The sequence below is a fragment of the Kordia sp. E genome, from assembly GCF_056033805.1.
Map to the genome: position 1 here is coordinate 1,003,218 of NZ_JBRASR010000003.1, position 16,999 is coordinate 1,020,216.

Below are 16,999 nucleotides of genomic sequence, written 5' to 3' on the forward strand. Positions count from 1 at the left end.
ATAATCTCTAAACTACATTTAGATGAAACTAACTTTACCACAACAAGATGTCTATTTTGAGCAACTTTTATATCCAAGCGATCCAATATATAACATTGGCGCAAAGATTATAATTGATGGGAACATTGACTATGACGTTCTAAATAAAGCATACATTGCATTAATAGATCAGCATGATGCATATCGTAGTATCATTAAGAGTAATGAAACATCTGCCGAAATTGAAATCTTACCAACACATGATTCTGTACTTGGATTTATAGACTTTTCGAAAGAAAAAAATGCACAAGAAGTAGCAGAAAACTACATGCAGAAAACGTTTCAAGAAGCATTTGATTTTTCTAAAGAAACATTACTACATAAATTCATTCTGCTAAAAATAGAGGAGAAGAAGTACTATCTTTTTTCAATGTATCATCATATCATAACTGATGGTTGGGGAACTTCTATCATGTTTCAACGATTTGTTAAAAATTATAATGAACTCCTTGAAACTGGAAAAATAGAAACTGAATATCCGTATTCATATACAGATTTTATACTTGATGACGAAAAATACTATACGTCTGAAGGTTTTATTTCAGATAAAACGTATTGGAAAAACAAATTCCAAAATTTACCTGAACGTATATTTGAAAAGATAGATGAAACGATTCATGTAAATAAAAGTAAGCGCAAAGAACTAATCATCAAGCGATCGGTTTACAATGAATTAGAAACAATAGCAAAAGCATCTCGTTGTTCTACATTTCATGTGATACTAGGAATTCTATACCTATCTATTGGAAGAAGATATCAAAACAAAGATTTTGCAATTGGTTTGCCTGTATTGAACAGAGGAAAATCAATCTTTAAAAAAACTGTTGGACTCTTTATGGGTGTTTCTGCATTGAGAATGGAACTCAATTTTGAAGATACTTTTGAAGAATTAATACTTGCAATAAAACAACAATTACGACAAGATTATAGACATCAACGTTTACCATTAGGGAAATTGATTCAAGAATTAGATATTTTTCAAGAAAAAGACAGACTGTTCAACATTACATTGTCTTATGAGAAGCAAAACTATGCGGATCATTTTAAAAACACAAAAACGGCAGTTATTCCATTAACACACGAATCTGAACGTGTTGCCTTAGCTGTATATATTCGTGAATTTGATGCATTAGAAGATGTAAAAATAGATTTAGACTACAATATCAATTATTTTGACGAAACGCTCATAAATCAAGTAGGAAGTCATATAGAAGAACTAGTAGAATCAGTTCGTAAAAACCCAAAAGAAAAATTAAACAATTGTAATTACCTTTCAACAAACGAAAAACAACAGTTACTTCATACATTCAACGATACTGTTGCTGTGTATGATAAGGAAGAAACTGTAGTCTCATTTTTTGAAAAACAAGTCGCTAAAAGATCAAATCATATAGCTGTTACGGACGGAGAACATTCGTATACATACCAAGAACTTGATGAACTATCAAATCGTGTAGCCAATTATATCAATACACATTTTAATGCTACTGAAAATAAAGCTCCTGTAGCTGTATTACTATCACGATCTGCAAATCTAATTGTTACACTATTGGGGATTTTAAAATCTGGACGAGCTTACATTCCGTTAGATCCTGAATTTCCACAAGAACGTTTATCATACATTGCAAAACATAGTGGAGTACAATGTATTATTGGTACAGCAGATTTAGTAGATAAAATAAATACAGACGCTGACTTTGTAACTTTTTCAACAATACAACAACACAGTGCAGTAGAAAAACTGCCAAAAATAATAGCTTCAGAAACGGCATATATCATTTACACTTCAGGTTCTACTGGAAATCCAAAAGGTGTACGTATTGGACATCAAGCGTTGCTAAACTTTTTACTCAGTATACAAAAGCAGCCAACTATTAATTCAGAAGATACTTTATTTTCAGTAACAACGCAGTCTTTTGATATTTCAATTTTAGAATTCTTTACACCTTTAATTTCTGGCGCTACAGTATACATGGCTACCAAAGAATTATTGGCAAATCCATTAGAGATTTTAGATAAAATTGAAACAGTAAAACCAAGTGTAATGCAAGCTACACCAAGTTTTTATCAATTATTGTTTAATGCTGGTTGGACAGGAAATAAAAATCTAAAAATACTCTGTGGAGGTGATTTATTGAGTACTGCATTAGCTGAAAAATTAGTTGATACCTGTGCTGAGGTATGGAATATGTACGGACCAACTGAAACCACAATTTGGTCTAGTATAAAAAAAATAAATGAAGCTAAAGAAGCTTCAACGATAGGAAAACCTATTGATAATACACAATTATACATTCTAGATGAAAATCTACAACTGTTACCAATTGGAAGTGTGGGCGCACTTTATATTGGTGGTGAAGGATTGGCGCAAGGATATTATAAAAATGAAGAACTAACCAATGAAAAATTCATTACAAACCCATTTGATACTTCTCAAAAAATCTATGAAACAGGAGATTTGGGGAAATGGAATACGAATGGAGAAATAGAATTTTTAGGAAGAAATGATTATCAAGTAAAGATAAGAGGATATCGTATAGAACTTGGAGAGATAGAAACTAAACTAAATCAGCTCAACACTATAAAAGAAGCCGTTGTAATTGCTAAAAAAAGTAAAGACCAAGAAGCAGTATTAATAGCATACGTAATTCCTAATGAAGCAACGCTAAATACCGATCAAGTCATAAGAGAATTACGTCAGGAATTACCCGAATACATGATTCCGTATACAATATTTCCAGTAGCACACTTTCCATTAACACCAAACAAAAAAGTAGACAGGAAAAGCTTAACACAACAGGAAATACAACATACAACTGACGAAGTTATGTATCGTAAGCCTGAGACAAAAACGGAAATTGCGTTGACAGGTTATTTTTCTGAAATACTAGAAATAAAAGAAAGCATTAGTTGTGATGCTAACTTTTTTACACTCGGAGGACATTCTTTAAAGGCAGTGAAACTAATCAATTGCATCAAAAAAGAATTACACTATCAAATAACATTAAAAACCATTTTTGATTATCCAACAATAGCAAGCTTAGCAAGTTTTTTAGATCGCAATGAAACACAAAATTCAATTGCACTAGAAAAAGTAAGTGAGCAAACTCAGTATTCAATAACAACGCCACAATATGGACTTTGGTTAGCTTCTCAAAAAGAAACAAAATCTATCGCTTATAATATGCCTGCCGTATATAAAGTTTCTGGTAAGATTGAAATTGAACTATTTGAAGAAGCATTCAAAAATGTAATACAAAGACATGAAATTATAAGAACTAATTTCATTGAAATAGGAGGAATTCCATATCAAAAAGTTGTTGATAATGAGAGTGTTGATTTTAAAGTAGACACGAGTTTAGTTGACGGAAATGATATACACAACTACATACATAAAGAATTCAATCTAGAAAAAGACCTTTTACTAAGAGTCGCTCATGTAGAAACAGAAAGCACTGTTATATTTGTTACACATCATATTATAATGGATGGTTGGTCATTGGAACTAATGATTCAAGAAGTAATTACGAACTATAAACAATTACTTTCTGGAGAAAAGACTGCTGCCAAAACATTAGAATTTCAATTTAGAGATTATGCTATTTGGCAACAAAAAGTAAGTACGCACGTAGAAGAGAAAAATCAAAAATTCTGGAAAGAATATCTTAGTGATTATTCATGGAACGCTACAATACCAATAAGTGTAGAAATTGAAGATGATGCAAATGCAAATGAATATCAATTTAGTTGGAATGATGATTTTTTAGAATCAATACTTCAATTTTCTCAATCACAAAACATAACACTTCATACATTTTTAGTAACCACATTTAATATGTTGATGCACAAAATGTATCAACACAACGATATTTGTGTTGGAACAGTAAACTCGGGAAGAACACTAGCTGAATTAGAAAAACAGATAGGAATGTTTGTAAAGACATTGCCATTACGAACAACAATAGATTCGGAAGAAAGTGTAACATCAATATTTGCAAAAGCACATAAAAATTTATTAGCCATTGATGCGCATCAAGACATTCCGGAAGCAATACAAAATGAATTGCGTTTAGATGTCTTAATAGCATTGCAAACACCATCATTTAATTATGAAAATGTAATGATAACGCCTGAACTCAATTTGGAGCTACAACACGCGGAATCAATATATAATAGACTTCCATTATTAATAAACTTTATTCAAGGAGAAAAGAAATTGCATGGAATTGTAAACTACAATGCTATGGGATATGAAAAGGAAACAATAGAACTCATATTCTTAAAATACGAACAATTAATTACGCAAATTATAGCAGATATCACTATAAATATTGCTGATATCGATGTGACATTAGCATTTGAAAAACAACAAGTAATTGATATAGATTTTAATTTTTAAAATAACTAAACACCAAAAAATAGTACCAAAAAGCATGAATTTTTATAAAAAAATAGTAACCGTTAGCATAGTACTTGTGCTGTCTACTCTAGGAATGTATGGACAAGACATTGTTTTTGAAGAAGTAAAAAGTTTTCATCGTGATTCTACAGATTTAGCAAGCAGAAAAGTTACTTGGGCATACCTTACCGTTCCTGAAAACTGGGAAAATCCTACAGAAAATAAAGTTAAAATAGCTGTTGCTGTATTGAAAAATAAAGGAAACATAAAAAATGCAGAAGCTGTAGTATTTGCACAAGGTGGACCAGGAGGAAGTGGTGTTGGGAATATTTGGAATTGGACTAATCATCCATTGCGAAAAACGAATGATATTATATTATTTGATGTACGTGGAACTGGATATTCGGAACCTCGACTGTGTCCAGAATTAGGTCAGAAGTTTTTTAATATTCTTGCTAAAAATCAAACAGAAAGTGAAGATGAAGCTCAGAAATCGGAAGCTTCAATGGACTGTAAAAGAACATTGATTAGTAAAGGTATTGATGTTGATACTTATCACAGTTTATCTGTAGCAAAAGATTTACATGCGCTCAAAGAAAAAATGGGATATAAAAAATGGACTATCTATGGAGTTTCTTACGGAACATATATGACGCAAGTATATGCAAGTACATTTCCTGAAGACATAAAATCATTAATTCTCGATTCTTCAATTGAAGATATAAATACATATTACACCAAAAATACGAGTAACTACATAGGAAGTCTTTCCAAAGTATTTGAACTCTGTAAAAATAACTCAGAATACAATAAAGCATATCCAGATTTAGAACAATTATATTACAAAACAATTGCTGACTTAGAAGAAAAACCAATCACAGTAAAGGTTGATGAAAAACTTATTGAAACAGGAACGTTTACCTATAATGCTGAAGATTTTAAAGTAGCTATTCAACAAGCATTATATCATAAGCAATTAGTGGAAGTTATTCCATTACTGATCACTCAATTTCATGATAGAAATGAAGAAGCTTTAGGAAATTTAGTAGCAGCATTCTCTAGTTTATTAAACATGGATTATGGTGTGTACTACTGTGTAAGTTGTAATGAAGTTTTACCAAACAATTCGTATGCAGATTATGAAGCCAATGCAGCACAATACAAAAAACTAGAAGGCGGAATCTCGTTCTATAAATCTGACTTCAAAGTATGTGATGCTTGGAATGCAAAGAAAAATGATTCTTTAGCAATGAAATATGATCTGACAAACCTGGCAGAACAATCGTTCCCAGTAATCATATTTGCTGGAGAATACGATCCAATAACTCCAGAATCAAATGGAGAAGCTTTGGCTAAAAAATTCAAAAAAGCGTATGTTATTGATGCTGATACGTATGGACACGTTCCTAGTTTTACCAAAATAGGAGACAAAATAACAACGACGTTCATTACAGATCCAAATCAGATACCAGATACTGATGCGTATTCCGCAGTGAATAAAATACAATTGGTGAAAAATATCACCTTAAACAAAGGTGTTTCAAAAATGGGGAATAGTATAAACAAATTCAATCCGTTTTTCTTATTTCCTTTAGTAGTTGCATTAGGAATAATGTTAGCATTTATAATTGCTCATTTAATAAAACTAATCAGAAAAAAATACAATATTCTTTCAGATAAAATTATTCGTTTATTAATTATGCTAACTTCTTTAGTGGGAGTTTTAAGTTTCATAGGATTAATTCTTGCTTTAGGAAATGTAGCGGATCAAAACTATTACATCCTCGCTTTCGGATTACCGAATACATACAATATCGTATTTACTGGAATATTAATATTTAGTGTATTGTTGATAGCAACACTGCTATACTATATTCTAAAAATCAGAAAAATTACGGATAGAAGTATTTTGTTTTCCATCATCTTTTCTAATGCATTACTAGCTGTATACTTGCTCTATTGGGGAGTTCTAGCTTTTTAGACTATTTCATAACGAGCAAATAGTAGACCTTAAAAGTTGTCTATGACAATTTAATAAATGATTAAAAATCGACCAAAAAATATATACCATGTTACTTAAAGAATTAACAAAGGACTCCATACTTTCTGAAAACTACAATGATTTTGTTACGGAAGCATACTCAAGTATTCCTAAATGGATTGATACCAATGTAAAAGAAGTTCCTAATATATTTAAAGATTATGAATATCCAGTAAGCCCATGGCCTGTTTTAATAGGCAAAGAAACTGCTTCAAGGTTGAAAGAACTATGCATTAAATTGCCAAAACTATTAAATCAAGTTCCTTTACTATATTTTAATGACGATGTAAAAAAAATAGCTGATTTTTACTTTGAAGGAAATGAAATGTTAGCGCAATTTGCATTAATGGCAAATAGCAAAAACATTGATGTAAGTTGCCGATTAGACTTAACACTTACTACAGATGGATTTAAAGTCTTAGAAGCAAATATTGGTTCTTCAATAGGAGGTTGGCAAGTACAAAGTTTTGAATCTATCATACGAAAAATACATTCTAAATTATCTGATACAGTATCTGAAACTAACTTTTATTCTAAAAATATTCAACACCTATATGTTGTATTTCTTGTTGATGAAATATTGAAATATGTTAACATTAATGATGAAATTAATGTGTTTATAGAACTATCGCATGTAAAAAGTGAAAAACTAAAGGATTTTAGTGTAGACTTTTTTAATGAAATGCTTCAAACGGAACTGACTAAAAGAAAACTAAAAGGAAAAGCAGTTTCTGGAGCTCTTTCAGAATTAAAACTTATAAATGGAGAGTTACAATTTAAAAATGAAACCATACATAGTGTATTATTACTAAGTTTAAATACGGAAGAAGTGTCGCCAGACATTTTTAGAGCATTTATAATGGATAGTATACATTTTCCAGACCATTTGGGAGTTTCTATCATACGAGATAAAAGAAACCTAGGATTATTAAGAACATTAGCTGAGCAGCAAAAGTTTACAGAGGAAGAAAATGAATTAGTACTAAGTTGTATTCCTTGGACTTCAATGATTAAACATGAAAATCAAGAAGTAATATTTAAAAAAGAAAAGCATAAACTATCAGAATTACTACTAAAAAAGAAAGACCAATTTGTTATAAAAGCATCTAATGGTTTTCAAGGAATTGATGTTTTTATAGGTAAATTTTCAACTCAAGAAGAATGGGAAGAAGCGCTTGCATTAGCCATAAAAACCAAAGCTTTTATTGCACAAGAATTCAGCGAATCTAAAAACTTCTTAGCACCTAATATTAAAAAAGAATGGACGCCGCACAAACTAATATGGGGCGCATTTGGTTTTGGAGAAACCTATGGAGGTGTTTGGGTTAGAATGTCTGAAGTAGAAACTGATATTGGAGTTATCAATTCAGCAACAGGAGCTATAGAAGCAATTGTTTACGAAGTTTTATAATAAGCATACAACCCCTAAATAACTAAAACTAACACACACATGGAACAAACAATCTTATCTGATTCATACAATGCCTTTATGGGACAATTGAATCAAACGGTTAAACCATTAATTAAAATGGATACAGATGATATTCCAATTGTTTTTCGGAATTTTAAATACCCAATATCTTCGTATCCAGTGATTTTGAATAAAAGTCAGAGTCAAAAAATAGAAGAAATAAGTACTCTAATCCCAAGATTATTACAAAAAATTCCAAAACTTTACTTTCGAAGTGATGTCAAAAAAATAGCAGACTTTTACTTTGATGGAGATGAAATGGTAGCACAATTCTCAACAATGTGTCAAGAACAAGAAGTTCCTGTAAGTTGTCGATTAGATTTGAGCTTGACAACAACAGGTTTCAAAGTGCTAGAAGTAAATATGGGATCAGCTATAGGAGGAATAGAATTGCAAAATTTTGAACCTGTCGTCCGAAAATCACACAATATTTTATCAGACGAAACTAATGGAAAACAATTCAAATTTCGTAAAACACAGAACCTATACATACAATTTATTGTAGCACAAATTCTAAAATTCACAAAAACAAAAAATACTAAAATCAATTTATTCTTAGTGTATGATGCGAATGCTGATCAAACTGAGAGAAAAATTGTAAAAAGCTTTTTTAATGAGTTATTAGAGCAAGAATTGCAGCGCATTGGAAAAACAGGAAATGTGTATATGGATACAATAGCTACCTTAAAAATGAAAAGTGATGGCTTGTATTTTGAAGAAAATAATATACATGGCGTATTGATTTTAGACTACGCACTACGTAACATTTCACCTGATTTATTTCGTAGTTTCATTATGAATGATGTCTATTTTCCAGATCATTTAGGAACAGTGTTTATGCGTGATAAAAGAAACCTTGCCTTGTTGCGAAGACTTGCCAATGACGGGAAGTTTGAAGGAAAACAAAATGAATTAGTGTTGGAATACATTCCGTGGACGGAAATAATTGAAGATGCTGATGTTACGTATGAAGGTAAAACACAAAATATCATAACACTTATAAAAGAGAACAAAGATAAATTTGTAATTAAAATCATAGATGGACTACAAGGAAAAGATGTTTTTATTGGAAAATTCATGTCAGACATTGATTGGGGAAATGCTATTACAGAAGCCTTACAAAGTAAAAAATACATTGCACAAGAATTCAGTGATTCACTGGATTTATTAGCACCAAATAAAGAAAATGAATGGGTTCCACAGAAGTTGGTTTGGGGATCGTTTGGTTTTGGTGATACATACGCAGGTTCATGGGTTCGTATGTCACCAGTAAAAACAACTTCCGGAGTTATTAATTCTGCAACAGGAGCAGTAGAAGCAATTGTTTACGAAGCTCTATAAACTATTCTAGCCTCAAAATTACCATATCATATTTTAAAAAAAACAAACCTACACAAATGAAACAAACAATCCTATCAGATAGCTATGAAGCTTTTATGGAGCAACCTAACAAAAAAGTTTCCTCATTACTTAATACAGATACTGATGAAATATCAGCTGTTTTTCGAAACTATAAATACCCAATTTCTTCATATCCAGTGATTCTGAATAAAGAACTGAGTCAAAAATTAGAAGAGGTTAGTACTCTAATTCCAAATTTATTACAAAAAATCCCCAAGCTTTATTTTCAAAATGATGTAAAAAAAATAGCAGATTTTTATTTTGAAGGAAATGAAATGATAGCGCAATATTCTATGATGTGTCAAGAACTAGAAGTTCCTGTAAGTAGCCGATTAGACTTAAGCCTAACAAAAGCAGGCTTCAAAGTATTGGAAATAAATATGGGATCTTCGATAGGGGGAATTGGATTGCAAAACTTTGAACCAATTATCCGAAATGCACACAATGTTTTATCAGATACTGCAACGGGAAAACAATTCATGTTTCATAAAACACAAAACCTATATATTCAGTTTATAGTTGCACAAATTTTAAAATACACACAAACAAAAAGTACTAAAATCAATCTTTTTCTAGTCTCTGATGCTGGAGCTGGAGAATCTCAAAATGCAGTTGTAAAAAACTTTTTTAACGAGTTACTAAAGCAAGAACTAGAACGCATTGGAAAAACAGGAAATGTATATATGGATACAATTGATTCCTTAAAAATGAAAGGCGATGGCTTGTATTTTAATGAAAATTGTATACATAGTGTTTTAATTCTAGAATTTGGACAACATACTATTCCACCTGATTTATTTCGCAGTTTCATTATGAATAATGTCTATTTTCCAGACCATTTAGGAACGACGTTTATGCGCGATAAAAGAAATTTAGCATTACTACGAAGACTTGCCGATGAAGGTAAGTTTGAACCAGAACAAAATAAATTGGTCTTAGAATACATTCCATGGACAGAGATTGTGACAGATACCGTTGTTACGTATGAAGGAAAAACACAGAATATTATTGAGTTACTCAAAGAATGCAAAGACAAATTTGTAATTAAAATTATAGATGGCTTGCAAGGAAAAGATGTTTTTATCGGAAAATTCATGTCTGAAACTGAATGGAATGATGCAGTAAATGAAGCTATAGAAAGTGAAAAATACATCGCTCAGGAATTCAGTGATTCATTGAATTTATTAGCGCCAAATAAAGAAAATGAATGGACACCGCATAAACTCATATGGGGATCATTCGGTTTTGGCGATACGTATGCTGGTTCATGGGTTCGTATGTCTGAAGAAAAAACAACTTCAGGAGTAATTAATGCTGCAACAGGAGCTGTGGAAGCAATAATTTATGAATATACTTCTTAAAAAGAAAAAATGACTCAAATATATTATACTTACATATCAAAAGAGAATCACGATGAATTATTACAAACATATTTACCAGACTTTCCTGAAGAATTTAGAGAGCGAATACTAAAGTATAGACGATGGGAGGATGCACAATTATCCTTACTAGGACGATTACTATTACAGTATGGATTAAAAAAAATCAATAAAGTAGTACATATTGAAGAACTTTTAGAGTATTCAGTTTATGGTAAACCGAAATTAAAAGATCAAAATATAAAATTCAATATATCGCATTCAGGAGATATTGTCATTTGTGTGCTTACTAACACTTCCGAAATAGGGATTGATATTGAAAAAAAACACAATGTCAATATTAAAGATTTTAAAATACAAATGACTGCAAATGAATGGCAGAATATTGATACAGCAACAAATAAAACAGATGCTTTCTTTAACTACTGGACTCAGAAAGAAGCTGTAATAAAGGCAAATGGAAAAGGGTTTTCTATAGCTTTAAATTCATTCGAAATCAAGGATGACCAAGTTGAGATTAATGGAGAAAACTTTTTTTTAAAAGAAATTACTTTAGATACAGCTTACAAATGTTACATCGCATTTAAGGATAAAATTGATGATGAATTATGTCTTCAAAAAAAGATAGAAATTCAATAATTTATTATCCGTAATACTCGTAATTTATAAAATAGTTTTAAATAGGGTAAAAATTAAGTTATGAATATATTCAATTTTACTACCCATTTTAATAATTAAGAAGTTTGTCTCGATCATTTTAAGGGTGATCGAGATAAAATCGGCGTTGTATGTCATAAATTATAAACATTACTAGTTTATCTTATCATAATAATCAATTAATTTTTTCACACAATCTTGGGTATGAAAATAATATTGATTAATGTTTTTTAAATAATTTTTAATGATAGATAAATCTTGATTAGCTTGAATGGCAACGCCATTATCAGTTAGTATATAAACACTTGGAAGTGCTGGCATATCATTTTTCAAGTTATTAACATATTCAATATCTTTTAGTGCATTTAAAGAATATTCATAAAACCCGACTTCAAAATATGATAGCGCCAACACTAATAACAAACTATCTTTGATATTTGGCTGATTATTACAAAAAATTTCATGTAAAGCTAATTCAAATGCCATTTTATAATTAGATGAATAATAATAAGAAATACAAAGATTTACAGAAGCTAAAACAGGACGTTTACTTATTTCAATTGCTTTGTTTAATTTAACTATTGCAGAAGAATAATCTTTTGATTTCATTAATTCAATGCCATCATCAAATTCAAGCCTGAAATCTATAAACCTACGAAGACTCTCAGCATATAATTCTACAATATAATCTTGAAAATTAAGTTCAATAATTTTCTCGTAGGATGTAATTAAATTTTTGAATCTTTCGATATAATCAAATTTAGTAATCACAAGAAACTTTAGATAAATAAATTTAATATTCTCATTATATAAATTTAATTTATAGTCAATTAGCTTCAAAGCTTCTTCTGATTTTCCAACCTTACAAAACTCTTCGATTATTATTTCATAATATAAATCATAATTATTTTCAAGAGCGATAACTGACTTTAACATACCAATCCCAATGGAGAGGTGGCTATAGGTTTTTCGCCTAATTAACGATATTCCAAAAATCAAAATAACATCTGAATGGTTTGGAGATATCTTAAGAACTTCATTAACTTGTTTTTCTAATTGGTTAAATTCCCCATTATTTAAAAGATCTTCACATTTTACTAATAAGTTGTTAAGTTCAGTATTAATATCATAGGAATCACCCCATATTGATTGTATTTGAAGTAAAGCTCCATTTATTTCATAAAACTCATAATTATCGATCATTTTCATTGGATAATCGAATATTGAAGAGGTATTACCTTCCATTACTATTATATTACTCAAGTTAAAATCAGAACCAGAAGCAACATCAATTAACTCAAGTCTTATAGTATCTTTTTTATTTGAATTGACAGAAGTAGGAGCTGATTTTTCAGATTTAAAATAATGCAAATACCCACTTTTCTTTATATTCTTTTTATAGAATTCATATAATTTTGATCCTTTTTTAAATTTAAATATTCTTGCTACTAATCTAATTACCGAAGTCCTTTGATTTCTTAGAGAAACTACTATTTTTTCCCCTCCAATAGCAATAATATTATTTATGATATAAATAGTGCCATTTATATCAATAGTTTTACCAATCATGTTATCAAAACCATGTTTGACAGGATCAAATTCTTCAGAAGTTTCCATGATAACTATCAATTAATAGAAAAAGAGGAGAACCTTCATGAGGGTTTTTATTAGCTGATGTTAAGAAAAATATGGTATCAAATTCAATAGAACGCCCTTTTCTTAAAAATGCATAATTGCTAGAATTTATTTGAATAGGTTTTGAAAAATCAGTATTTGAACTAAAATACTTTAATGAACAAAATAAATTTAGTGCTAGTTCATTTTCTAAAATAGTTTCTAATACAACAATATTGTCTTTTTCAGCAATATAGCTAACTTTAAAATTAGATTTTACTCTATAGAATTTCCCAAACTCTAACGCGTCACAATCACTAGCTAAAAAAGTATTTTTAGAGATTTTTTGTATGACGATCTTAAGTTTATTAGTAATAGATTCACGTTTTACTAGTTCTGAATGATAAATATCTGACCTACCATAGGGAACATTTAAATCATTCAATTCAAGAATGTTAGCTAAATCAATAAGATCTATTTTCTTAGAACCTTGCTTTTCTTTAATTCTCTCATTAGAAACTTCCCTTTCAGTTTTATCGAGTAACAATTGGTTAACTTTATCATGTGATATATAGGAGTAATACATTTATATTTTAAATTATGTAAATAAAATCTCTCTTAAATATAAGATTTTTATTTTACAGATTAAATGTATTTAGTTATCAATCATTTTTTGTGTAAACATCAGTTAATCTATAATAGTTATAAACGTATCCCAAATGTTTTACCGAATCATATCGCAGAAGCCATTCAAAACAGAAGATTGGTTGGATAAGAAATTTTATAATTTATAATGACTAGCGTCCGATTATCAAATAGTTATACTCTGGTCTTTGCTCTTTATTCTATAAGTGAAACGATCTCAAGCTTTTAATAGGTTTAAGATCAGTATATTATATAAAGTAACAGATTTGACAGTGATTTAATGCTTGAATTATTTTGTGTTCAACAGAAGTAAAAACGATATTAAAGTGAATATAATTTTGATATACTACGGATCTTAATTAATATTAATTCATTATCTTGTTGTAGAATATTGTTAAGTTTTATCAGTAAAATGATTACTTCTTAATGATATTCTTATTTTTTTTCTTAAATATTTAAATAATTATGAAAATGATAACAGGTGAAAATTTGGTAGAAGTTAAAAATTATATAAATGGAAAGTTTGAAAGAAATGGTCAAAAAGCCATGGATGTTTTAAGCCCAATAGATGGCAGTAAAATTTCTTCAATACCATTATCCACAGTTGGAGATGTAGATGCCGCAGTGCAAGCTGCTAAAAAAGCATTTCCTAAATGGTCAAGCATGACCTTTAAAGAACGAGTCCAAATATTCTTTAGATATCGAAATCTATTAGAACAAAACATAGATGAGCTTACAAAATTAGTACAGCTCGAAAATGGCAAAACATATGGTGAAGCAAAAGCAGAGGTCGAAAAAAGTATGGAACTTTGTGAATTTGCTGTGTCTATGCCGCAAATCGTAGTGAACGAAGTGCAGGAAGTAAGTAAAGGTGTAGAATGTAGAATTGAGCGGAAACCGCTGGGAGTTGTAGCATCTATAACACCTTTTAACTTCCCCAATATGGTGCCGCATTGGACACTTCCAAACGCATTAGTTTTGGGAAACACTATGGTTATGAAACCTTCTGAATTAGTACCACTAAGTACAGTTCGAATGGCAGAACTACTAAAAGAAGCTGGTCTTCCTGACGGTGTTTTTAATATCGTAAATGGAGGAAAAGAAGTTGTTGAAGCTATTTGTGATCATCCTACTATTGAAGCGGTATCTTTTGTCGGTTCTACCAAAGTTGCGAAAATTGTATACAAAAGAGCAACTTCTACTTTAAAACGTTGTGTTGCTTTAGGAGGCGCAAAAAATCATCTGTTAGTTTTACCTGATGCAAATCCGGAAATGACAGCTTCTAATGTTGTTGCTTCTATGTCTGGTTGTGCTGGTCAACGTTGTATGGCAGCTTCGGTTATGGTTGGTGTAGACAAGGTACAGCATATTATTGATCGTATGGTTGAAGATGCGAAAGCGATTGTTCCTGGAGATAATTTAGGTTCTGTTATTACGGCTGAAGCCAAAAAACGTATTGAAGGCTATATTGATGAAGCGGAAAGAAATGGAGCAAAAATATTATTAGATGGTCGTAATACAACTGTTTCTGGTAAAGAAGGCGGTTATTATGTTGGACCAACAATAATTGATCATGTAACTATTGATATGTCTGTAGCTCGTGAAGAAATTTTCGGACCAGTAATTTCTATTATTCGTGCAAAAGACTTAGATGAAGCAATTGAAATTGAAAATGGTTCAAACTATGGAAATGCAGCTGCCGTTTTTACACAAAGTGGTGGATTAGCAAAACAAGTTATGGAGCGTGCCAGCGCTGGAATGATTGGAGTTAATATTGGAGTTCCTGTACCTCGCGAACCTTTTTCTTTTGGAGGTTGGAATGAATCAAAATTTGGAGTAGGAGACATTACAGGTCGTAGTTCTATAGAGTTTTGGACACAAAATAAAAAGACGACTACCAAATGGAATCCTGAAGCACAAACAAACTGGATGAGTTAATCTATTTATATAGAAAAACACAATAAACTTCTTTATAATCAATATTTAAAAATTAATGAGTAACCAACAAATTATAAAAGATAATTTAGATTACACTTTATTTTCTTGGGGAAAACAAGGTGGATTAAATCCAATAAATGTATCTCATGCCAAAGGATGTTATTTTTATGATAGAGATGGAAAAAAGTATTTAGATTTTACATCTCAATTAATGAATGTGAATATTGGTCATGGCAATCAACGAATTACTGAGGCTGTTACAAAACAGATGCAACAAATAAGTTATGCATATCCAGGAATGGCAACTGAAATACGTGGAAAACTAGGAAAGAAAATAGCTGAAATAACACCAGGAAATTTAACTAAAACTTTTTTTACACTTGGTGGCGCTGAAGCAATTGAAAATGCAATCAAACTAGCAAGAATTTATACAGGACGCCACAAAATTATTACGCATTATAGAGCTTATCATGGCGCAACAAATGGTGCAATTACTGCTAGCGGTGGAGATCCTAGACGATTTCCTGTAGATAGTCAGGCTATGCCTAATATAATGCATGTAGAGAATCCGTATGCATATCGCTGTCCATGGAATTCTAACTCAATTGAACAATGCGGAGAACGTGCTTTGGCACATTTAGAACGTGTGGTTAAATTTCAAAATCCAGATAGCGTGGCTGCAATTTTATTTGAAGGAGAATCAGGTTCTTCTGGATGCATAAAATATCCACCAATGTATTTAAAGCACGTTCGTGAACTCTGTGACAAATACGGCATTATGATGATTGTTGATGAAGTAATGAGTGGGTTTGGTCGCACAGGAAAAATGTTTGGAATAAATCATCACGATGTAACACCAGATTTTATGTGTCTAGCAAAAGGATTGACTTCTGGATATTTACCGTTGGGTGGACTTGTAGTAACTGATAAAATTGCGGAATATTTTAATGAAAACCCAATGATAATTGGATTAACATATTCAGCGCATCCAACATTATGTGCAGCAGCTTTAGAAAACATTAAAATCATAGAAGAAGATAATTTAGTTGAACGAGCAGCAGAAATGGGATTATATATTGAAGCTGAAGTAGAAAAACTAAAAGCGAAACATCCATCTATTGGTGATTTTAGAAATACAGGATTATTGGGTTGTATAGAATTAGTAAAAAATAGAGAGACTAAAGAACCTACCACACCTTGGAATGCGAAGCCATCTGAAATGGAGCCAACTTTAAGAATGGCTTCTAAAATTAGAGAATTAGGAATGTTCACATTCGTGAGATGGAACTGGATTTTTATTGCTCCACCTTTAAATGTAACAAAAGAAGAAGTAGATGAAGGCTTATCAATTATTTCTGAAGCGTTAGCGATTGCTGATGAATATTGTAATTAAACATCATTCTTGCGAAAGCAAA

At 30.7% G+C, this 16,999-nt stretch carries 10 protein-coding genes; 8 read left to right on the forward strand and 2 right to left on the reverse strand.

Annotation, left to right across the window (positions count from 1 at the left end; genetic code table 11):
* Window positions 1-22 precede the first annotated feature (22 nt).
* From ACUUYC_RS17405 to ACUUYC_RS17430, 6 genes are all read left to right on the forward strand, one after another.
* Entirely contained in the window at window positions 23-4,438 is a 4,416-nt protein-coding gene (locus tag ACUUYC_RS17405; protein WP_474267947.1) for an amino acid adenylation domain-containing protein, read from the forward strand.
* 34 nt (window positions 4,439-4,472) lie between these two features.
* The gene (locus ACUUYC_RS17410) at window positions 4,473-6,419 is read left to right on the forward strand and encodes an alpha/beta fold hydrolase (RefSeq protein ID WP_474267948.1); all 1,947 of its coding nucleotides are present in this window, start codon (window positions 4,473-4,475) and stop codon (window positions 6,417-6,419) included.
* An 88-nt stretch (window positions 6,420-6,507) separates the two neighbouring features.
* The gene (locus tag ACUUYC_RS17415) at window positions 6,508-7,890 is read left to right on the forward strand and encodes a hypothetical protein (protein WP_474267949.1); all 1,383 of its coding nucleotides are present in this window, start codon (window positions 6,508-6,510) and stop codon (window positions 7,888-7,890) included.
* A gap of 39 nt (window positions 7,891-7,929) precedes the next feature.
* On the forward strand, window positions 7,930-9,291 hold the full coding sequence (locus ACUUYC_RS17420; protein WP_474267950.1) for a hypothetical protein: 1,362 nt from the start codon (window positions 7,930-7,932) through the stop codon (window positions 9,289-9,291).
* Between the two features lie 56 nt (window positions 9,292-9,347).
* On the forward strand, window positions 9,348-10,712 hold the full coding sequence (locus ACUUYC_RS17425) for a hypothetical protein (protein ID WP_474267951.1): 1,365 nt from the start codon (window positions 9,348-9,350) through the stop codon (window positions 10,710-10,712).
* A 9-nt stretch (window positions 10,713-10,721) separates the two neighbouring features.
* Window positions 10,722-11,369, forward strand: a complete 648-nt coding sequence (locus ACUUYC_RS17430) for a 4'-phosphopantetheinyl transferase family protein (protein WP_474267952.1) — start codon at window positions 10,722-10,724, stop codon at window positions 11,367-11,369.
* Between the two features lie 171 nt (window positions 11,370-11,540).
* Here ACUUYC_RS17430 and ACUUYC_RS17435 read toward each other — a convergent pair whose 3' ends face one another.
* Together ACUUYC_RS17435 and ACUUYC_RS17440 are read right to left on the reverse strand one after the other, a co-directional pair.
* Window positions 11,541-13,004, reverse strand: a complete 1,464-nt coding sequence (locus ACUUYC_RS17435) for a tetratricopeptide repeat protein (protein WP_474267953.1) — start codon at window positions 13,002-13,004, stop codon at window positions 11,541-11,543.
* A complete protein-coding gene (locus ACUUYC_RS17440; protein WP_474267954.1) occupies window positions 12,991-13,548 on the reverse strand; it encodes a hypothetical protein in 558 nt (185 codons plus the stop codon). Before ACUUYC_RS17440 ends, ACUUYC_RS17435 begins: the two co-directional genes overlap by 14 nt.
* Before the next feature lie 569 nt (window positions 13,549-14,117).
* Between ACUUYC_RS17440 and ACUUYC_RS17445 the strand changes: the two genes are divergently transcribed.
* Together ACUUYC_RS17445 and ACUUYC_RS17450 are read left to right on the forward strand one after the other, a co-directional pair.
* Window positions 14,118-15,584 carry a CoA-acylating methylmalonate-semialdehyde dehydrogenase gene (locus tag ACUUYC_RS17445; RefSeq protein ID WP_474267955.1) on the forward strand — a complete coding sequence of 489 codons (1,467 nt, stop codon included), beginning with the start codon at window positions 14,118-14,120 and terminating at the stop codon, window positions 15,582-15,584.
* 55 nt (window positions 15,585-15,639) lie between these two features.
* A complete protein-coding gene (locus ACUUYC_RS17450) occupies window positions 15,640-16,977 on the forward strand; it encodes an aminotransferase class III-fold pyridoxal phosphate-dependent enzyme (RefSeq protein WP_474267956.1) in 1,338 nt (445 codons plus the stop codon).
* The last annotated feature ends 22 nt before the right edge of the window (window positions 16,978-16,999 follow it).

What these genes read in the sequence shown, in the direction of transcription:
- ACUUYC_RS17405 (WP_474267947.1), top strand. Translation starts at nt 23, where the DNA reads ATGAAACTAACTTTACCACAACAAGATGTCTATTTTGAGCAACTTTTA.
- ACUUYC_RS17410 (WP_474267948.1), top strand. Translation starts at nt 4,473, where the DNA reads ATGAATTTTTATAAAAAAATAGTAACCGTTAGCATAGTACTTGTGCTG.
- ACUUYC_RS17415 (WP_474267949.1), top strand. Translation starts at nt 6,508, where the DNA reads ATGTTACTTAAAGAATTAACAAAGGACTCCATACTTTCTGAAAACTAC.
- ACUUYC_RS17420 (WP_474267950.1), top strand. Translation starts at nt 7,930, where the DNA reads ATGGAACAAACAATCTTATCTGATTCATACAATGCCTTTATGGGACAA.
- ACUUYC_RS17425 (WP_474267951.1), top strand. Translation starts at nt 9,348, where the DNA reads ATGAAACAAACAATCCTATCAGATAGCTATGAAGCTTTTATGGAGCAA.
- ACUUYC_RS17430 (WP_474267952.1), top strand. Translation starts at nt 10,722, where the DNA reads ATGACTCAAATATATTATACTTACATATCAAAAGAGAATCACGATGAA.
- ACUUYC_RS17435 (WP_474267953.1), bottom strand. Translation starts at nt 13,004, where the DNA reads ATGGAAACTTCTGAAGAATTTGATCCTGTCAAACATGGTTTTGATAAC.
- ACUUYC_RS17445 (WP_474267955.1), top strand. Translation starts at nt 14,118, where the DNA reads ATGATAACAGGTGAAAATTTGGTAGAAGTTAAAAATTATATAAATGGA.
- ACUUYC_RS17450 (WP_474267956.1), top strand. Translation starts at nt 15,640, where the DNA reads ATGAGTAACCAACAAATTATAAAAGATAATTTAGATTACACTTTATTT.